Annotated in this window: 15 protein-coding genes; 6 read left to right on the top strand and 9 right to left on the bottom strand. The window is 61.9% G+C overall.

The window, feature by feature from the left end; all coding sequences use genetic code 11:
* Window positions 1–134: 134 nt before the first annotated feature.
* From J5J06_05950 to J5J06_05940, 3 genes are all read right to left on the bottom strand, one after another.
* The gene (locus tag J5J06_05950; GenBank protein ID MCO6436613.1) at window positions 135–1,469 is read right to left on the bottom strand and encodes a GGDEF domain-containing protein; all 1,335 of its coding nucleotides are present in this window, start codon (window positions 1,467–1,469) and stop codon (window positions 135–137) included.
* A 231-nt stretch (window positions 1,470–1,700) separates the two neighbouring features.
* A complete protein-coding gene (locus J5J06_05945) occupies window positions 1,701–2,108 on the bottom strand; it encodes a 6-carboxytetrahydropterin synthase (protein MCO6436612.1) in 408 nt (135 codons plus the stop codon).
* Window positions 2,109–2,540: 432 nt separating this feature from the next.
* On the bottom strand, window positions 2,541–3,284 hold the full coding sequence (locus J5J06_05940; protein MCO6436611.1) for a 16S rRNA (uracil(1498)-N(3))-methyltransferase: 744 nt from the start codon (window positions 3,282–3,284) through the stop codon (window positions 2,541–2,543).
* A gap of 180 nt (window positions 3,285–3,464) precedes the next feature.
* Between J5J06_05940 and J5J06_05935 the strand changes: the two genes are divergently transcribed.
* Together J5J06_05935 and yidD are read left to right on the top strand one after the other, a co-directional pair.
* The gene (locus J5J06_05935; protein ID MCO6436610.1) at window positions 3,465–4,421 is read left to right on the top strand and encodes a hypothetical protein; all 957 of its coding nucleotides are present in this window, start codon (window positions 3,465–3,467) and stop codon (window positions 4,419–4,421) included.
* 151 nt (window positions 4,422–4,572) lie between these two features.
* Complete coding sequence (gene yidD / locus J5J06_05930; protein ID MCO6436609.1) at window positions 4,573–4,773, top strand: membrane protein insertion efficiency factor YidD; 201 nt, start codon at window positions 4,573–4,575, stop codon at window positions 4,771–4,773.
* Between the two features lie 425 nt (window positions 4,774–5,198).
* Here the strand turns inward: yidD and J5J06_05925 are convergent, their stop codons facing one another.
* Window positions 5,199–6,299, bottom strand: coding sequence for a tetratricopeptide repeat protein (locus J5J06_05925; GenBank protein ID MCO6436608.1), 1,101 nt, complete (start codon window positions 6,297–6,299; stop codon window positions 5,199–5,201).
* Window positions 6,300–6,649: 350 nt separating this feature from the next.
* Window positions 6,650–7,435, bottom strand: coding sequence for an MBL fold metallo-hydrolase (locus J5J06_05920; protein MCO6436607.1), 786 nt, complete (start codon window positions 7,433–7,435; stop codon window positions 6,650–6,652).
* 255 nt (window positions 7,436–7,690) lie between these two features.
* Between J5J06_05920 and J5J06_05915 the strand changes: the two genes are divergently transcribed.
* The 4 genes from J5J06_05915 (at window position 7,691) to J5J06_05900 (ending at window position 13,836) form a co-directional block, all read left to right on the top strand.
* The gene (locus J5J06_05915) at window positions 7,691–8,737 is read left to right on the top strand and encodes a peptidylprolyl isomerase (protein MCO6436606.1); all 1,047 of its coding nucleotides are present in this window, start codon (window positions 7,691–7,693) and stop codon (window positions 8,735–8,737) included.
* Between the two features lie 37 nt (window positions 8,738–8,774).
* Window positions 8,775–9,380 (top strand): nucleoside monophosphate kinase, encoded by a 606-nt coding sequence (locus J5J06_05910; protein ID MCO6436605.1) that lies wholly within the window; start codon window positions 8,775–8,777, stop codon window positions 9,378–9,380.
* A 314-nt stretch (window positions 9,381–9,694) separates the two neighbouring features.
* Window positions 9,695–11,365 (top strand): transglutaminase, encoded by a 1,671-nt coding sequence (locus J5J06_05905; protein MCO6436604.1) that lies wholly within the window; start codon window positions 9,695–9,697, stop codon window positions 11,363–11,365.
* Window positions 11,366–11,508: 143 nt separating this feature from the next.
* Window positions 11,509–13,836: a protein kinase gene (locus J5J06_05900; protein ID MCO6436603.1), complete on the top strand. Its 2,328-nt coding sequence runs from the start codon at window positions 11,509–11,511 to the stop codon at window positions 13,834–13,836.
* A gap of 59 nt (window positions 13,837–13,895) precedes the next feature.
* On the opposite strand, the gene J5J06_05895 is transcribed toward J5J06_05900, so the two are convergent.
* From J5J06_05895 to J5J06_05880, 4 genes are all read right to left on the bottom strand, one after another.
* On the bottom strand, window positions 13,896–15,482 hold the full coding sequence (locus J5J06_05895; GenBank protein MCO6436602.1) for a sodium/solute symporter: 1,587 nt from the start codon (window positions 15,480–15,482) through the stop codon (window positions 13,896–13,898).
* Between the two features lie 223 nt (window positions 15,483–15,705).
* Window positions 15,706–15,954, bottom strand: a complete 249-nt coding sequence (locus J5J06_05890) for a hypothetical protein (protein MCO6436601.1) — start codon at window positions 15,952–15,954, stop codon at window positions 15,706–15,708.
* 256 nt (window positions 15,955–16,210) lie between these two features.
* The gene (locus J5J06_05885) at window positions 16,211–17,428 is read right to left on the bottom strand and encodes a 2,3-bisphosphoglycerate-independent phosphoglycerate mutase (protein MCO6436600.1); all 1,218 of its coding nucleotides are present in this window, start codon (window positions 17,426–17,428) and stop codon (window positions 16,211–16,213) included.
* Between the two features lie 160 nt (window positions 17,429–17,588).
* A complete protein-coding gene (locus J5J06_05880; GenBank protein ID MCO6436599.1) occupies window positions 17,589–18,599 on the bottom strand; it encodes a hydroxyacid dehydrogenase in 1,011 nt (336 codons plus the stop codon).
* Window positions 18,600–18,912 lie beyond the last annotated feature (313 nt).

Genomic DNA, 18,912 nt, shown 5'->3' with positions numbered 1-18,912 from the left:
CGGAAACGCCGCGCGGCACGGCGCAGCACGACGAGATGTGCAACAGGCTAGCCCGCTGGGAAGGAGTATTCAACCGCAACGGCGGAGGAGAAAGTGAGGAGTGTCGAGTCGGACCCGTGAGGCAGTTGGTCGCGTCAGGCGCAGGCCGTGGCGACCGTGTTTCGACCGCCGGCTTTCGCCTGGTACAGCGCGGTGTCCGTCTTGGCGAGCAGCTCGAGCCCGTTGGCGAATGTCCGATCCTTGGTCGAGGCCACCCCGGCACTGATGCTCAGCGGTGACTCCAGGCGCGGCAGTACGACGGCGTATTGCGAGAAGAGTCGGACGATGCGCTCCGCGATGGCTTCGGCCTGGGCTTCATCCGCGCCGGGCAGCAGGATCAGAAACTCGTCGCCGCCATAGCGAATGCCATGGTCGGTGGGGCGGATGGCGCTGCGGATCAACTCGCCGACAAAGCGGAGCACTTCGTCACCGGCCTTGTGCCCGAAGGCATCATTGTGCGACTTGAAGTGATCGAGGTCGAGCATGATGGCCGCAAGGCACTCGCTGCGGGCGCTTTGCGCCGCGAATAGTCGTTCCAGCTCATGATCGAGGTAGCGGCGGTTGCGCAATCCGGTGAGCGGGTCGATCATGGCCTGATCAAGTGCTCGCCGGAGTTGGCGATCGAATCCCGCTTCGCGCTCTTTCAGTCTGACCTCTGCGTTTCGCTCCGCAGCCTCTGCCTGTTGGCGGGCTCCCTCCAGCGCCTCGCGTATATGGGCGATGCCATGGGCCAGATCGGCCATCTCGCGCCAGCGCATCACGCGCTGCGAGCGCGCCCTTCCAGGCGGCGTGTCCGTGCGTGCGGCGCCGGAGAGCTCTCTGAGCGGGGCTGAGACCTCTTGGCGGAACCAGCGGACCTGCGAGATAGCCAGGAGAAAGAATGCGGTCCCGGTGACGAGAACAACGGCCGTCATCAGCAGGGCGTTCTGCATTCCGCCCGCGCCGTCATAGAAGAGAAACAGTCCCGCCGTCGCCGTCGGGTCATCGCTTCCGTTCAGCGGCACACGCACGGAGCGAATACCCACATCGGCGCCGTCTTTTCGCGCGATGTCGGAGAAAATTTCCTCCCGGCTTGTCGCCGCGGCCTCTGCGGACCGATGCAGCAAGGGATCGTCCGGGTACAGACGATCCAGGCGTCCGCTGCTGCTGAGCACGCCAACGCCCAACAGCCAGGGGTACCGGCGTTGCAGACGATCGACGGCTTCGGCGTAATCGCCGTCTGCTCCGGGAGCCAGCGCGGCGGCGCAGACGCGGGCCCGCTCCAGTTGGCCCTCTGCCTCGCGGTGGTGATGAATCAGTCTGGCGACGTACAAGAAGACGAGCGTGATGGTCAGCGCGGCAGCCAGGTGGGCGCGGCCGGTTCGCCACGCGAAAGATTCGCGAATTCCTCGCCTGGACGTGGGATCGGCTTCCCCCCTCACTGAGCGCACCCCCGACCGGCCTCCTGAACAGCGCACCAATCTGCGACGCCTGGGGCCTTCCTGTTAGAACGTACAATATTGAGTCAGGTGGCGCAGGGTCCTCGCCGGTACTCAAAGAATGTCGGGGGAAAGTGAAGCTGGGGAGCGACAAAACGCCACGGAGCTATCGGGCTCCGAGGACGGGATCAGTGGGAGCGCAAAGCCTGCGCCGGCGTGCCGGATACGAACATGCGCGTCCGGTCAACGCGAATCCGTGTACTCGGCCCAAGTCTTGGGAGTCTCCCACACTTTGACCGACGCCAGCGCCCCGAAAGGAACCTGGTGCTCGAGGCGTTGCCAGATGACCCTGGCGATATTCTCCACCGTCGGGTTCATGTGGGCGAACTCGGCGCACTCCGAGTTGAGATTGCGGTGATCCAACGGCTCAATCACATGCTTCTGCACGACGCGGTTCAACTCCGCAAGGGGAAGGGTCGTGGGGGACGAGTCACCCGATGACACGTTGACCGACACCTCGAGGATGTAGTTGTGTCCGTGGCCGTGCGGGTTGCTGCACTTGCCGAAGAGTTGCCGGTTCTCTTCGTCGCTCAGGTCGTTTAATGCCAGGCGGTGCGCCGCGGCGAACTCAAATGACTGTGTAACCCGCACCATGTCCGGTTGCTCCTGGTGAATGGAAAATCGCAGGTAGGGGGAGACGGCCCATTCCAATGAACGCAGCGGCGCTCCTTCCGGCGCATCCAATCTCGCCGAGGCCAGTGCCCGGCGAAGCGCCCCACCCGGCCCGCGAAGCTCGTGCTCGTCGAGGATCGGCATCACGACTTCGCGAAGAAGGGCGTCCAATTCCCTGATGTCGCACAGGTACCCGGTCTTTTCATCTACGGGACCTTCGACCACCGCTCGCAAGCACCAGAAACGGTCGGCGGTCGGGCGGGCCGGCATTCCCGACCAGGTGTTGCCGGTCGCGGAGGCGCGGCCTCGGTTCTCGGGGAAGCAACGGATTTCCCGCATGAGGCGCATGGCCCGATTGTAGAACACCTGCCTGTTCGCGGCGAGCGTGCCACCGGTCGGCTGCGGCGTTATTCAAGAGGGTTGCGATCGGTCGGCTCGATTCGCTGCCAGGAAGATTACGGCGCAAACGGCCAAGGCGGCGGTTTCGGTGCGAAGGACCGAGTCGCCCAGACCGATGAACCGGGCGCCGTTCGTCCGTGACTGGCGGATCTCCTCGGGCGACCATCCGCCCTCCGGACCGACCATGACCAACATGCGTCCGGGCAAGGGCTGGCCGTCCAGGATATCGCAGAGTTCACCATTGGGTGATCCCGGATGAGCCAGTGCCACGCAGTCGAACTGCGACCACAATTGGCAGCACTGCTGAAAGGTCATCGCGGCACGAACGTCGGGAAGCCATCTCCGCCCGCTCTGCTTGGCGGCTTCGATCGCACGACGCCGAAGACGCTCGACGCCGCCGGCTCCGGTGCGGGCCACGCTGAATTTGGACATGAGCGGCCAGATCGCCTCGACACCAAGCTCGGTACATTTCTCCACCAGGAATCCCTGGCGATGCGCCTTGGGAACGGCCACGGCCAGGGTGGTACGCAGGGGGGCGTCGAACGGGTACTCAATGACCGTCTCCGCGGTCACTCGAAGCCGTCGGCGGTCGGCCGATTCCACCTCCGCCTCCGCCTCCCGTCCGGCACCGTCGAAAACCACGACGCGCGCGCCCTTGCCGAGCCGGAGAACGTTGACGGCATGATGCGATTCCTCCGGTGAGAGGGTAAGGCTCCCTGAGGAAAGGACCGGACAATACAGCCGTGGGGGAGGCATGCGCTTCATCTTACGCCGTGTTTCATCGCGGGGCGCCTGAGAAATCGGTACAAGTCCTACATTATGAAATGCCACTCAGAGCTCCTGCGCTCAGGTTTCGGTTTTCGAGGACCGATAAACATGGGTCGGAAATCGTGAGACCTCGTTATTGCCCCATCGAAAGCGGCAGCGGAGTTTCCCATGCCGGATGAACCGAAGTCGCCGTCGCCCGGCGACCAGAATCGACCCGATCAGGCCCCGGAACCCTCAGAAGGGGGCGAGCAGGATCTCGATGCCCTGCTGGCGCAGGCGGCGGCTTTGGTAGATGAGGTCTCGTCCGATCTCGGGCGCGTCGACGCCGGAGGCGCCGAGCGTGATTCCCTCTCCGATCTGGACGCTGTCGGCGGCGAATCGACCACGGAAGCCGTGGAACGCCAGATCGGCGAAGTTGACGAGCTTCTGGGCCAAACGCGGCAGGCCCTTGGGCCGTCCAGCACGAAATCCCACACCGGGAAACTCGACGCCAATCTGGGCGATCCTCTCGAAGCTCCATCTGACTCCCCATCTTCCGGTGATGAGATTCCCGACTTCATGTCGGAGTTCACAAGGTCGGCGGAACCGGCCGACCCGTTACAGGAAGATAAGCGTGGAATCGGGCGGCCTGTCACGGAGGGTGTACAAGAAACAACGGATCACGATGGGATTGAGAGCATCGCCGATCAAAGTCGTTCCACGCCGGGCGGTGTCGAATCGGATCCGGGCGAAGAGTCTGCGGCCCGCGACCCCAAGCCCGGGCCCAAATCGGGGGTCGGGCGTATTTCTTCGTTCTCCAAGCCCCCGGAGCCCATCGATCCCGAGGCGATGTTCGACGATGATTCCATCCCATCGATCGAGGAGGAAGGTGAGGTTACAGCGGGCGGGGACGGCGCGTCCGAAGGGACGGAAGAGAGAGCTGCCGGGGGCTCCGCGAAGCGTGTGCTTCTCCGTTCGGCCGAAGGTCTTGCGCACTCTGCGGCAAACGCGGGCGTCTCGCTGGTGGAATGGGTGGATCGCCCACTGGCTCGCTCTGGTGACCGGGTCCGGGAGATCGTGGGTCTTTGCGCGTTGGCCACGGCCGCGACGGCGGTCATTCTGCTGATCGTGTCTTTATTTCGCTGAAAACGCGATATCATGGACTTGCCTGGACGTCGGGCAATTGCGGAATACCATTCCGTCTGTCGTGGATCAGTCCCCAGCAACAAGTTCTTTTTCCCGACCGTTGGGTCTGCCCGGGAGACTCGGCCGCGCGCTCAATACGACGTTTGTCGCCATCCCCGTGTTTCTGATTCGAGGCTACCAGTTTGCCATCCGGCCGCACCTGGTCGGACAGTGCAAGTTCTGCCCATCCTGCAGCGAATACGCCATCGAGGCCCTGCAGCGACACGGCGCCATTCGCGGCTCGATCATGACGGCACGGCGACTCATCCGCTGCCATCCCTTTTCGCGCGGCGGAATCGATCCCGTACCTTGAGACGAGAATCGAGTTGTTCGAATACCAAATCGTTCCGCCCCTCGTACGGACCGTGGATGGAAGGCGTCCCTTGCCCGCTGCGATCGCGCAGCCCTGCGGAGGGCATCTAACAGGGTGAGAATGATGGAGTGTTATGCGGCGGCGATGAAACTGGGGTGAGCAGAAACGGATTCCTGGGCAGGCAACTCCTGTGCGGTGCTATCTTTACACCAGCAGTTCCGGCATCTCCGACCCAAGTACCGGATCAACCAGGAGTAAGCCTCCTCTCGCGAAGCTCAACTCATGACGCTTGTGGGTTCTTCCCCCGCGTCGAATACATCGTATCCAAATACCCCGTCGGAGGTCAAGGGTACACAACCGCATGCCGATTCCCAGTCCGGAAACCCCGTGAATCTCTTTCTGATCGGCAATTACGCGCGTTTGGATCATCCCCCGTCAAGTAGTGCTGCACTCGGGTCGGACCGGGAAACGCGGTATCGTTCGATAAGTGATCGAATCTTGGGCTGGTCGGGCGCGAGCTCGAGAGACCGATGCCAATGTTCCAGGGCCTCTTCGCGCAGGTCGTTGCGGTCCGGTTGGGAGAGATAGGCCAGCATCTTGATCGAACCCAGTCCGGCGTGTGCTCTGGGGAGTCGCCAATCGCAAGCCAGCGCCCGGCGATAGCTCTCCGCGGCGGCATCCATTTCGCGCATGCGAAAGAGGCAATATCCCAGGGCCTCATGCGCTTCGGCGAGACGGTCATCCATGCGGACGGCCTGCTCCAAGGCCTGCCGTGCCAGCTTGAGCCGATCCTGCTTCATATAGGTCTTGGCGAGATTGACCAGCACCATCGGCTGCTGACTGTCGCGTTCAAGAGCTTCTCGATACGCCCTGACAGCTTCGTAATGTTTGCCCTGGGCGTCCAACGAAACGCCCAGGTTTACAAATGCTTCGGGAGTGGAAGGATCGAGTTCAATGGCCTTCTCAAAACGAACCACGGCCTGGGCGTAGTCGCCGCTCTGGTGGTAGCAGGTTCCAAGATTGAGCTGGGTTTGTGCGTCGTTGGGGCGCAGCTCCACGGCATGAAGATAGGCTCGAATGGCATCCACCAACTGATTGGTCAGTTGGTAGAGGCGGGCAAGGCTGAAGGTGTCGTCGAAGGACCGAGGATCGCGCCGGACGGCTTCCACGAATGCGTCAATGGCCCGCGTGTAGTCGCCCATCCGTTCGTAGAGGTTGCCCAGCCGGGAGTGAACGACGGCCAGTTGGGGGGCGACCTCGGCCGCAGCTTCGAATTCCGCCAGTGCTTCATCCAAGTGGTCCGCTTGGAGCAGCTCGTCTCCCCGTGCCACGTGGCGCTTGGCCTGGTGTTTTCGTACGACGGCACATCCGCTGAGGAGCAGGATCGACAGGATGGCTGCGGTTGAGAAGATGCGGCGACGGGTTGCCCCTGTGGCAATGGAACGCCAGGGCCGTCGCGGCAACGCAGTTCCGGTGACATTGCCGGCTTCGGCGGCGTGGCTGACGGGCGATCGTTCTTGCGACATCAAGCGAACCTCGTCGGAGCCGACAGTTCCATCCCCTGATGGGGAGAAGCTTCTCCAGCTCATATCTTCGGCACGGCGCATCCTATCAAACTAGTAATCCGCGGGACGAACGCAAGTGAGCGTCCGTGGTACAAGCGGGGGGATCACGGGTCGAATGGTGTCGCCGGGGTACTTGCTGGCAGGCGGAGAAACCTACGCGGGTTGAGGACACGCGGCGTTTACGATGCACTGCTCGAGAGCAGTGGCACACGAGCCAAAGGCAAGCGGCATTCGAGAGGCGCCGCCCAAGCGTAGGAGCATTGGCACACTGGACAAAGACGTTCGCGTGGGGCGGGACCCGGCCCGCGCCGTTACAAGGTGATGTGCTGGCCGTCGAAGGCGAGCTCCATTCCGTCGGGCAGCTCGTCATTGGTGTCTTCATGCATCAGCTCATGGGCGATGTGCGTGAAATAGGTTTTCCGGGCAGCAATCTGGGTTGCGGCGGCTACCGCCTGCTCGAGATTGAAGTGCGTGGGGTGGGGTGTGCGGCGGAGGGCGTCCAGTACGAGCACGTCGAGATCGCGGAGTCGTTCCATGGAATCGTCGGGTATGAAGCTGCAATCGGTGCAATAGGCAAAGCGTCCGAATCGAAATCCCATGACGGGTAACGGCCCGTGCATCAGCGGAATGGGGACAATACGTTCGCCGCGAACGTCGAAGGGCGTTTCATCGATGGTGATGAGTTCAAGGTTCGGGCGGCTGTGGGGCGAGTCCGGGGCGGGTTCGAAAGCATAGGCGAACATGCGGCGGATGCGATCGAGGGTGCGCTCGGTACCATAGCATCTTACCGTCTGACGCGTGAGCCAGTTGTACCGACGGAGATCGTCCAGACCGACGACGTGGTCGGCGTGGTGGTGCGTGAAGAGCACGGCATCGAGATGGTCGATGCCATTGGCCACGCATTGCAGGCGGAGTTCCGGGGCGGTATCGACGAGAATGCAGATGCCGTTCGTGCGGACCCAGATGCTGGGGCGCGTTCGCTTGTCGCGCACGTTGTCGGAAGTGCAGACATCACAGTGGCAGCCGATCATGGGCACGCCATGGGAAGTTCCGCTGCCGAGAATGATGACCTCTGTGTTGCTGCCTGATTCGCTCATCCCTGATACCGCTCTTCAAGGATGATACGGGACGTCCGGCAATCGAACCAGAGGACGTCCGGTTCGGCGCGCTTGTCCGGCGCCCTGATTGACCCCGCCCGGGGCCGCTGCTACGGTCGTTGTCGAAGGCAATTCGCAAGGATCGATCACTTGACGGACTGGCCAAATCAGCGAGGAAGCCGAGATCCTGGAAAGCCTCGGCTGTGGAGGACGAGGCGGGCCCGGAGCAGACGGCGGGTCGGCGAACGGCCGGGCATGGCCCTGATCGGGACGGTGGGGCTCGTGCTCGTTTCGGGTTGTGCGACTCCGTCAAGCTCTTCCATGCCGCGTGTGGGGGAATCGATCACGGCGGCGGAGTCCGGTGGTGATCGACAGGCGCAGCCGCGGCGATCGCATGGAAACGAGTCGGCCCGTTCGGACGCGCTCAGGGACGACGACGTCTTGGCGAGAATCGACGACCGGCCGATCGCCGTCTCTGAGTTCGTCGACGTTCTACTTCGCTCACACGGGCCGGCACTGCTCGAACAGATGATCGTACTGGTGGCGGCGGAACGGATCACGACGGAGCGCGGCCTGCATGTCACCCAAGCTGATATCGATGAGGAATACGATCGGGCCCTGCGGAAGCTGATCGATCCGCTGACGGCGATCACGGGTCGGGCGTATGACCGTTTATCGGCCGAGGACCTGCTTGTCCAACTGCTAGAAGATCGGAACGTTTCGCGTGAGGAGTACCTTCTGGCGATTCGCCGCAACGCCCTGCTCCGGCGACTGGCGCTCGACGAGCTGCGCATTACGGAGGATGATCTGCGCGGTGAGTATGGACGAGTGTATGGTGAGCGGGTTCAGGTGCGTCACATTCAATTGAGTTCACCGGTGGAGGTGGAGCGGATGTTGGATCGGCTGCGGGAGGGGGAGGATTTCGGCGCGTTGGCGCGACGGTTCAGTCTCAACTCGGCCGGGGCGCTGAACGACGGGCTCCTGGAGCCATTCTCGCGGCACGACGAATCGGTGCCGGAAGCGTTCCGCGCGGCCGCCTTCAGCGTGCCGCCGGGAGAGTTGGCGGTGCCGGTGCGGATCGGGCAGTGGTATCACGTTCTCAAGGTTGAGAAGCGCATTCCGGCGGAATCGCCGACATTCGAAGAAGTTCGACCCCTGCTGGAACGCCGGTTGCAGGACCGGCTCGTGGAACCGCGAATCGCACAGCTTCACCAGCGCCTTTTCCGGAATGCGCGGGTTTCAATCCAGTCTCCAGCCTTGCGGGAGGCGTTCGATAAGAAGTACGGACGCAACAGCCGATAGACCCCTGGGGGTTCAGTCGCCTTTGGAGGAGAACGTCGTGGCGGGCAGCACGTATCCCAGCATCCTCATGTTCGGCGGACCGGGTTCGGGGAAGGGCACGCAGGGCGTGATTCTGGGGCAGATGCCCAACCTGGTGCATCTGGCGATGGGCGATATCTTCCGGGGTCTGGACAAGCAGTCCGACATCGGCAAGGAGTTTCTTTCCTACTCCACGAAGGGCCTGCTGGTTCCCGACGAGTTGACCATTCGCGTCTTCCGTCACCACGTCGAGGAGAAGATCGGCGCGGAGGCGATCCGACCGGGTTACCATACGTTGATCCTGGACGGTATTCCCCGGACGACCAAGCAGGTGGAATTGCTGCGCGGCGTGATCGAGGTAAGACGGATCGTTTACCTGGTGGTGGAGGATCGCGAGGCGCTGATCACGCGACTGGCCAATCGCGCCGCCAAGTCAGGCCGTCCTGATGACGCCGACCGCAAAGTGATTCAAAACCGCCTCGAAGTCTACGATCGGGAAACCGCGCCCGTACTGCATGCCTATCCCGAGGATCTCATCCTGCGCATCAACGGCGATCAGCATCCGCTGGCGGTGCTGCGCGATATCGCCGGTTCCCTGGTTGATGTCGTTCCGGGCAAAATCTAGATACGGCGGCTGCGCTCAGACGTCTGGGGGGGCGTTATATTGTGGTCCCGCCCTGCGCGTATCGAATTGCCCCACGATCTGCCCCCTTGAATCAAGAAAGCAAGCGAGGCCCAAGGTCGCTGAAGAAGTCCGCGCCGCTCAATCCTGCGGCTCGCCGCAGTGCACTTCCCGGGTCGCTTTGTTCGTTGCCGTGCAAGAGGTAGAATGGCTGACGTCGCTTCTGCGCTGCATCGGGGTGCGGCCAACCCTTCCGCGCATCTCGGTTTTCGACGCGCGACCATCTGCAACGCGTCGCCCAATTGAAGGAGCCCGCCATGAGAGTCATCAAGAACAACTATGCATGCCTTTTCGTTGCGACAATGTTGCTGCTTTCGTCTCGTGTATCATTTGCGGCACCGGGGGACGTTGTCGGGTCGATTGCCTGCCCGTCTGCCTATCCATCCGGTCTCGCTTGGGACGGCAGTCGGCTGCTCCTTGCGGACTGGCGCACTTCGAAGCTGTGGCAAATTGATCCCCGTGACGGGTCGGTGACCCGTGAGTGGGATGCTCCCACACTCAAACCGCATGGACTGACGTTCGGCCAAGGTCTTGTCTGGGTCTCGGACGATCACACGGGACTCATTCAGGCACTTGACCCGGAAAGAGGCGTCGTCGAGCGGGCGTTCATGGCCCCGGCGGAGCAGGCGACCGGACTTGCATTCGCCGAGGAGACCCTGTTTGTCCTTGCGGGCGGGAAGGTCTACGAAGTCCTTCCCGAGGATGGGACGATTCTCCGGTACTTCGATGCCCCGGAGCCATCGGCCCGGTGCCTGGCCTTTGACGGGCACTACTTGTGGGTCAGTGATCGGATCAAGAACGAGATTTACATGGTCGAGCCCAGGGAGGGAAAAGTGATCGGCATCGTCGCCGCGCCCGGTCCATATCCGGCCGGTCTCACCTGGGCCGACGGATTCTTGTGGAATGTGGACCTTCAGAAGGGCTCCATCTACAAACTCGTCATTCACGACGATGAGATGTTTCAGGTTTTCGATACTCGTCGGGCAAGGGTGGAGTACACCTGGGCGCTCAACAACTACGGCCCCGGAACGGTCATGGACCTGAGGGTCAACGTAGGGCTGCCGGTGGACCTTCCGGAGCAGAAGCTTCTTGGTGCGGTCGCTTTCTCTCGTGAGCCCGCCAATCGCGTTGTGGATCAGTGGGGGCAGCCGTGCGCGACGTTCGGCTGGGAGACGGTGCCGGCGGGTTCCAAGGCCTCACTGGATTACCATGTCGACGTGGAAGTCTCGGCCATCCGGTACCTGATCATGCCGGAACGGACGAGGACACTGGATGCCATCCCGGACGAAATTCGGACGAGGTACACGGCCAATGGCTCGCGCTACCGGATCGATTCCCCCTTCATGCAGGATAAAGTCAGGGAGATCGTCGGCGACGAGAAGAACCCGTACTGGATCGCCCGGAAGATTTACGATTTCGTCATTGGTTCACTCGAATATCAGATGGTTGGAGGATGGGATGTTCCGGAAGTGGTCCTGAAGCGCGGCACGGGTTCCTGCTCGGAATATACGTATACGTTTATTGCCTTGTGCCGCGCCGCCGGACTTCCCGCACGGTATCAGGGCAGCATCGTCGTGCGGGGCGATGATGCGAGTATCGACGAGGCGTTCCATCGGTGGGCGCAGGTTTATCTGCCCGGATATGGCTGGGTGCCGGTCGATGCCAACCGCGGCGACAAGCCCTCGCCGGCCGATCAAGCGAGGGGATTTGGTGAGCTCGCCAATCGCTTTCTGATTACGACGCAAGGCGGCGGCGACTCGGACTTTCTTGCCTGGAGCTACAACTCATTCAGCAAATACAAGACGCAGGGTTACAGCAAGGTGGAGGAGGACACTGTCGGGTTCTGGCGCCCGCTGGACGAGCAAGGTAACGCTCCTTCCGGGGAAACGGAACAGCCGGGCGAGTGCTCCACTGTAACGACGAAGTAGCGGCCTCTTCCGTGCACGGTTCCGGCTTGAGGCGGCTGTTCGACAAAGATACGATTTCCGATTCGGGTCCATTCTCGTGATCTTTCTTGCCTCCCGATCTGAACGGAGCGGTACGGGCCTGCCCGGCTCGAGGAGCGACACACATGGACGGCGATGCTGACGCCGGGTCTGGGACGAGCGAAACGGTCGCATCGGCCGAGACGCTCGGTGCGGATCAGGTCATGTCCGGCGGGGTTCGGGTGCCGCCGCGGATCGGGAAGTATCGCGTCGTGCGGGTCATCGGTCAGGGTGGCATGGGCACGGTGCTCGAGGCGGAGCAGGAGAAGCCGCGCCGAACAGTTGCCCTCAAGGTTATCCGTCCGGGCGTCGCGACCCCTTCCATCCTGCGGCGATTCGAGCAGGAATCGCAGGTACTCGGCCGGCTTCAGCATCCGGCGATTGCCCAGATTTACGAAGCAGGCACAGCCGATGCAGGCCAAGGGGCGCAGCCGTATTTTGCCATGGAGTTCATCCAGGGTCGGCCGCTTGGCGAATACGCCGATGCCGCCCGGCTCGGTACACGGGACCGTCTGGCGCTGATGGCCCGAATCTGCGATGCCGTCCACTATGCCCACCAGAAGGGCGTGATCCACCGCGATCTCAAGCCCGGCAACATTCTCGTGGACGATCTTGGCCAGCCGAAGATTCTCGACTTCGGTGTCGCCCGAGCCACGGACTCGGACGTCCAGGTCACCACCATGCAAACGGACGTGGGGCAGCTCATCGGCACGCTGGCGTACATGTCGCCGGAGCAGGTCCTGGCCGATCCGACGGAGCTTGACACACGCAGCGACGTGTACGCTCTGGGTGTGATAACGTACGAATTGCTGGCCGGGCGTCTGCCGCACAACTTGTCACGGAAGATGATCCCGGAAGCGGCGCGGATGATTCGAGAAGATGATCCCGCGCCGCTGAGCACGTACAACAAGATTTTCCGCGGGGACGTGGAAACCATCGTCGGGAAGTCGCTGGAAAAGGACAAGCTGCGACGTTATGGCTCAGCGGCGGAACTGGCGGCGGACATCCGTCGCTATCTGAATGATGAGCCGATCGTCGCGCGCCCGGCGAGCACGACGTACCAACTCAAGAAATTCGCCAAGCGGAACAAGGGACTGGTCGGCGGCGTAATGACGGCGTTTGTCGTTCTGATCGCCGGAACGGCGGTCAGCCTCTGGCTGGCCGTGCAGGCCGATCGGGCGCGGGCTGCCGAGGCCGCGCAGCGAGAGCGGGCGGAGGCCAACCTGCACGCGGCCGTTGAGGCCGTGGACAAGTATCTCACGGAAGTCAGCGAGAGTCCGGAACTCAAGGCTCATGGACTTGAATCGCTGCGGCGCGGCCTGTTGGGAACGGCGAAGGAGTTCTACGAAGCATTTGCGAAACAGAGGTCAGACGATCCGGCACTGAGGCGTGACCTTGGTTCCGCCTACTGGCGGCTCGGGGATATTGATCGCGAACTGGCCAACAACGGCGCGGCTGAGGAATCCTACGCCAAGGCTCTTGCGATCTTCGACAAGCTGGATCAGAGCACAGAGGGCGGTCAGGCCGCCCTGCAAGACCGATTGTCCGTCCAGAACAATGCGGGCCTGGTTTACAAAGACACTGGCCGCATGAAGGAGGCGGAGCGGCTGTTCAGGACTGTGATTGCTGAAGGGGAAAAGATCGATCTCAAGAGCGCCGATCCCGCACTGCAGGGCGCGGTGGCCAACGCTTACGACAACCTCGGCACGATGTACGCGCTGTTGCAGCGGTGGCCTGAAGCAGAAGAAGGGCACAAGAAAGGCCTGGAGATTCGCAGGCGCATCTACCGTCAACATCCCGAAGTCGAACAATATCGAAGCGATGTGCTGGTCAGCGATGTGAACATTGGAAAATTGTACTCGATGACCAACCAGCCGGAGCTGGCCGAGCCGTACCTGAATGAGGCGGTCAGCCTGGGCCAGGCGCTTGTTGATGCGCATCCCGGTGTAGCGCTGTATCAGAATGCGCTCTCCGCCAGTCTGAATAACCTCGGAGGAGTCTACACACTGCTGGGGGACAACGTGAAGGCTGAAGCGACGCATCGCCGAGCCCTGGCGCTTCGCGAGGAGCTTGCCGCGGGTCACCCCGCCGTGCTCGAGTATTCCATTGACATCGCCGGCAGCTATACGAATCTGGGAGAGATCGCGGTGCGTGAAGGTCAAGGGGCCGGAGCGATGGAATGGCTGGACAAGGCCGTTTCGCGTCTCGCTGCGGTGCTCGAAAAGGAACCCCGAGAGGCGACTGCGCGATACTATATGAGCTATACGCAGTCCTGGCGAGCGAAGGCCCTGCAGTTGCTCGGCCGCTTCGACGACGCCGTCGAGGCATGGGACAAAGCCATCGAATACGACGACCAGAATGATGCTTCGTTGAGAGAGGGACGCGGCGCGGCCGTCGCACAACGAGATTCGTAAAGCGTTATCAGCGACGGATCATCGACGTCGAGGTCGGCACAAGTCTGCCGGGTACGGGATCAAGCCCACCAAACCACAACGCCGGCCGTGACCAGAAGCAGGATGGCGGCGAGCCAGCGGTAATTCCTGTGCCGGGGCGTACCGTGCAGATCACGGGATTCCTCGCGCCAGATGGACGGATGCCACATGTGTTGCAGCACGCTTTGCGGCGGAGGTTCGGTCAGATACGCCGTAAGAACGAAAACGGCGGCGCTGAAGAGGAAGGTCACGCCGCAACCATAGAGAAACTGGACCGACGTCCAGGCGAGCAAGTCATTGATGATCCACCATGCGGCGCCCACGGGCACGCACGCCGTAAGCGTGATCACCGCTGCGGGACAGTTGGCCCGCCTCCAAAACAGGCCGAACATGAAGATGACTACAACGGGCGGCGTCACGTAGGCCAGGAGGGACTGGGCGTATTGCCAGAGGGTCGGGAAACGGGCGATTTGTGGAGCCCAGGCAGCGGCGATGATCATAAAGGCGATGGTGGCGGCACGGCCCGTGTTCATGAGGGTCCGGTCGCTGGCGTGGGGTCGCAGCGTATGAACAAAATCCATCGTAAAGAGCGTGGACGCGGAATTGAGTATGGCCTCCAGGCTGGAGAATATGGCTGCGGCGACAGCAGCGAGCAGCACGCCGCGCAATCCGACGGGCAGTAGATCGAAGGCCAGCACCGGAAAGGCGAGGTCAGGTTTCTCGAGGGACGGGTACAGCGCGGCCGCCATGAGGCCCGGGAGCACAAAAAGGAAGAGATTGGGGATCTTGAGGGCGGCGGCGAAGAGTGAGCCCCATCGCGCGTGATCAAGCGACCTTGCTCCGAGGGCCCGCTGAATAATGGTCTGGTTCATGCACCAGAAGTAGATGCCGATCACCAGCACGCCGGTTACCAGCCCGGGCCAGGGCATCAGTGGATCGTTTGCGGGCTGAATGAGGTGAAATGCCTCGGGCGGCGACGCCTGGCGGACGGCCTCCCAGGAAGGAATTTTGCGCCAGGCGAGAAACGTGACCACGGCTCCGCCGATCAAAATCAGGGCGGCCTGCAGGGCGTCGTTGATAATAACGGCACCCAGACCACCGAAGAAGATATAGAGTCCTGTGATGAGAGAAATGACCGCGATGATGAGAAAGAGCGAAAGGTTCGGGTAGACGGCCTGGACGACCAAGGCACCTCCGTAAAGCCCGACCGCGGCGTCAATGAAGATGTTGGCGAGCAACAGGAAGCCGGAGAACGCCAGGCGGCAACTACGGCCATATCGATGTTCGAGGTATTGGGGTGCCGTAAATACGCGCTGCTTCAGATAAAGCGGAAGCAGAAAGACGACGAAGCACACGAGGATGACGGCCGGGAGCCATTCGTAGTTGTAGACGGCGATGCCGCTGTGATAACCGCTTCCGGCAAGGCCTACGAAGCTCGCTCCGCTCATGTTGGCGACGTAAAAGGACAGGCCGATGACGGGCCAGCGCAGCTTCCGCCCCGCCAGAAAGTACTGCTCGGAACCCGTCTGTGTCTTGCGCGCGAAGTACCAACTGAAGAGGATCCTTGTCCCGATCACATAAACGACGAGAATCCACACATCCACAGCGCTGACATGTAGCGTTGGCATGCGCCGAGTTTACTCGGTCATTTCCGGCGGTCCAACCGCAATGAGGTCGCCTTGTGTGGAGAGCGCACCATCGTGCTGGCGCGCTCTCCGAATCGGGGTTCTCGTGTGCGCGGGCAGAGAGAAAGAGTAGCCCCTGCGCTACTCTCTCCATCCATATAGGGTTTCGCAGGGGCGTTTCTGAGGGACGGTCTGTGCTTACCGGAAACAGTCAGGGTCGGGGTGATCAGAAGCAGCCTTCCTTGACCTCCTTGGCAACCAGATCCTTGAGCTGATTGACGCTCTGCTGTTCCTGATTCTTCAGTTGTGTCCAGAACTCACGAATCTGCGACTTTCCCTCGGCGTTGTTGATGTACTGGTCCATGCGCCACACCGCATCCAGGCGCTTGTCCAGCTCCTGAATCAGATCATGGTCGTGATCTGCACAGCCCTTGGTTGCTCCGATCTTCTCGTATTGCTTCTCCGCGGTCTTCACGATTTCTTCTCCTTCTCGTGGATGTAATGGTCCTCCATTCACAAGAGAATTATCCGACAAAGGGCTGATCGGAGGTGAAAATCGGGATGAGCGGAGCGTAATCCGGTGCAAGATTGCCCCGATGCAAGACATGCGTCGCGGGGGCTTCAGGCGTTCTCAGCAAGGGCAAGCATCAGCCATCTCTCTATATTCCGTCGTTGGGAGGCGTGAGCACAACGGAGACAGCAAATCGTCGTCGCAGTACCAACGGGCGGAATCAAGCCCCGAACTTGGCGAGCCGGCCGGCGTGGGCGAGCGCCAGGCGCATCAGGTGGTGTGCGGGGAAGCGCGGACCGAGCGCCCCGGATTGGCACGCTCTCTCACCAAAGGTCTCCACGGTATCGGGCCGGGCATTGGCAGCACAGAGCAGGGCCGGCACGGGATGCCAGCTATGCGCCTTCAATTTCGCGGGCGTGGAATGATCGCCGGTCACGAGGATGACATCCGGGGCGAGGTCGAGGATGTGGGGGAGCGCCTGGTCGACCTTCTCGATCTCGCGCACTTTGCGATCGAAGTCGCCGTCCTCACCGCTGCTGTCGGTGCGCTTGTGGTGGAAGAAGAAGAAGTCGAAGTCATTCCAGTGCTGGCGGGCGGTTTGCGCCTTTTCTTCGATGGTCGTTCCAGTTTTCAGGGCCTGCATACCGACGAGCTTGGCGACACCGCGGTACATGGGATAGTCGGCCAGGGCGGCGGGTCGGAGGCCGAAGACATCGGGAAAACCAGGCCAGTCGGGGAGTCTGGCGAAGCCGCGCAAGAGCACCATATTGGCGGGGTGCTGATCGTGCAGCGCCTGGCGGGCCTGCTCGACGAATCGGCGGAGGTGGTCGGTCGTCGCGGCAGCTTCCTTGGAATTGCCGGTGGTGTGCGGTTCGAGCGGCTTGACTCCCGTGCGCTGCGGATCGGTGTCGCCCAATTCGTCGGAAAGACCGTCGCCCCGAAGCACGACCAGGAAACGGTGCTCCTTGACGGTCTCCACGAACAGCTCGACGCCTGGAATTCTGATCTGGCGTAGTCGCTCGCACAGCGCCTCGTTTTGCTCGGTGCTGATGCGCCCGGCCCGGCGGTCCGTTACGCGACCCTCGTCGTCCACCGTGCAGAAATTTCCGCGAGCCGCCACGTCGCGCTGGGTAAGCTCAAATTCGCTCCCCAGCGCTGACAACACGCCGCGGCCGATTTCGTACTCGACCGGATCATAGCCGAACAGGGCCAAATGCCCGGGGCCGCTGCCGGGCGTGATGCCGGTGCCGACGGGTTCGTGCAGGCCGCAGATGCCGCGGCGGGCCAGTTCATCGAGATTGGGTGTACGGGCGGCTTCGAGCTCGGTCGGCCCGTCAGGCTGTCGCGGGAGCCCGCCGAGGCCGTCCATCACAACCAGAACAACATGCGTTTCGCCAGACTGCCGGAGCTTATTCACCAACGCGAAGCTCGATTTCATGTGCTTTATCCGTGTGACCGATCAGGCCGCCTGTCCTTTGGCACCTTGTCGGAAGAGTTCGTTGACCTCCTTGGCTGTCGTCTCGGGAATCGCCTGATTGCGGAATGCCCAACCGGTGCCTCCGATCCTGAGCCTTGACTGCTACCGCAATTTCCTCCCGCTATGAACTTGCTACGACCACATTCTGCGGATCGCCACGCTGAAAGGCGCCAATGTTGTGCACTGTCACGTCGATGATGCGCTGCACCGCCTCCTTCGTGCAGAAGGCCGTGTGAGGCGTGATGTACACGTTTCGCTGCCTCAGTAGCACGTGGTCGGCCAACAACATTTCCAGGTCGTGCTCTTTCTGGAACATCGAGTGCAGCAGCTCGGCTTCCTCGCGGACCGTCGGTTCCTCAGGGAGTACATCGAGGCCGGCGGCCAGGAGGCGCCCGTCTGCGAGGGCCTGCATCATCGCACGGGTGTCGACCACGCTGCCGCGGGCCGTGTTGATCAGAACGGTTCCGCGCTTCATTTGGTTGAACTGCTCGTGCCCGATCATGTGCTGCGTTTTGGGCGAGCCGGGCACATGAAGCGTAATGACGTCGGATTTGCCCAGCAGATCGTTAAGCGACTTGTACTCGAATCCCAGCTCGCGCGCCAGATCGTCGCGCTGCCTGGTGTCGAAGGCCACGACGCGCATTCCGAATCCCAGAGCGATGCGGATGACGTGCTCGCCGATGCTGCCGGTGCCGATCACCCCGATTGTCTTGCCGGCAAGGTCGAACCCGCGGAGACCCTCGAATGAGAAATCGCCTTTCCGCGTGCGATCGATGGCATCGTGAACCTTGTGGCTGATGGTCAGGAGTAAGGCGAAGACGTGCTCGGCAACCGTATTCTCGCCGTAGTTCGGCACGTTGCAGATGGTTATTTTGCGGGCGGCGCAAACATCCGCGTCGATATGGTTGATACCGGTGGAGCGAGTGCTGACGAGCTTGAGCTGCGGTAGCTTCTCCAGCACCGGTGCGTCGAGCTGGGAGTAGATGAAGGGAACGGCAACCTCGATGTCACTGAATTCCTCCGCGTTCCTTCCGCGAAGTGGCTCCCGGGTCAGGCGCACATCGTGGCTCTCACTGAGCCGCTCGAGTCCCTCCCGTTCCCATGATTCAACTTCGAATACGCCGATTCTCATCTCAACCTCCCGATGTCGGAGGGGCTCGCCCCCGTCCGGGAGTGAATATGCCGTTGCAGAATGAACACGAAATGGAAGCCGGATTGATCGCGCGTAATGAGCCAGCGTCGCAATCCGTTGTCCGACTTCCCATGAGGGGCGCCGTGAGCGCGGCCGTGCGGGCGGCGCAGCAAACGACCCTAACCGGTGTGGTCAATGACGTACGGCAGGCCGCGGCGAAGATAATTACTGCACAAAGTAAGTCGGCGTGCGATCGGAATTCAAGGTCGCAGGCGGCTTGCCGGAACATCCGATAATCGTCTGAAATAACGAT

It is taken from the genome of Phycisphaerae bacterium (assembly GCA_024102815.1).
Classification (GTDB): Bacteria; Planctomycetota; Phycisphaerae; order UBA1845; family UBA1845; genus JAGFJJ01.
Note: the sequence above shows the minus strand (reverse complement) of the source record. Positions and strands in the feature narration are given on the sequence as shown.

What these genes read in the sequence shown, in the direction of transcription:
- J5J06_05935 (MCO6436610.1), top strand. Translation starts at nt 3,465, where the DNA reads ATGCCGGATGAACCGAAGTCGCCGTCGCCCGGCGACCAGAATCGACCC.
- J5J06_05940 (MCO6436611.1), bottom strand. Translation starts at nt 3,284, where the DNA reads ATGCCTCCCCCACGGCTGTATTGTCCGGTCCTTTCCTCAGGGAGCCTT.
- J5J06_05900 (MCO6436603.1), top strand. Translation starts at nt 11,509, where the DNA reads ATGGACGGCGATGCTGACGCCGGGTCTGGGACGAGCGAAACGGTCGCA.
- J5J06_05920 (MCO6436607.1), bottom strand. Translation starts at nt 7,435, where the DNA reads ATGAGCGAATCAGGCAGCAACACAGAGGTCATCATTCTCGGCAGCGGA.
- J5J06_05925 (MCO6436608.1), bottom strand. Translation starts at nt 6,299, where the DNA reads ATGTCGCAAGAACGATCGCCCGTCAGCCACGCCGCCGAAGCCGGCAAT.
- J5J06_05915 (MCO6436606.1), top strand. Translation starts at nt 7,691, where the DNA reads ATGGCCCTGATCGGGACGGTGGGGCTCGTGCTCGTTTCGGGTTGTGCG.
- J5J06_05905 (MCO6436604.1), top strand. Translation starts at nt 9,695, where the DNA reads ATGAGAGTCATCAAGAACAACTATGCATGCCTTTTCGTTGCGACAATG.
- J5J06_05885 (MCO6436600.1), bottom strand. Translation starts at nt 17,428, where the DNA reads ATGAAATCGAGCTTCGCGTTGGTGAATAAGCTCCGGCAGTCTGGCGAA.
- J5J06_05880 (MCO6436599.1), bottom strand. Translation starts at nt 18,599, where the DNA reads ATGAGAATCGGCGTATTCGAAGTTGAATCATGGGAACGGGAGGGACTC.
- J5J06_05895 (MCO6436602.1), bottom strand. Translation starts at nt 15,482, where the DNA reads ATGCCAACGCTACATGTCAGCGCTGTGGATGTGTGGATTCTCGTCGTT.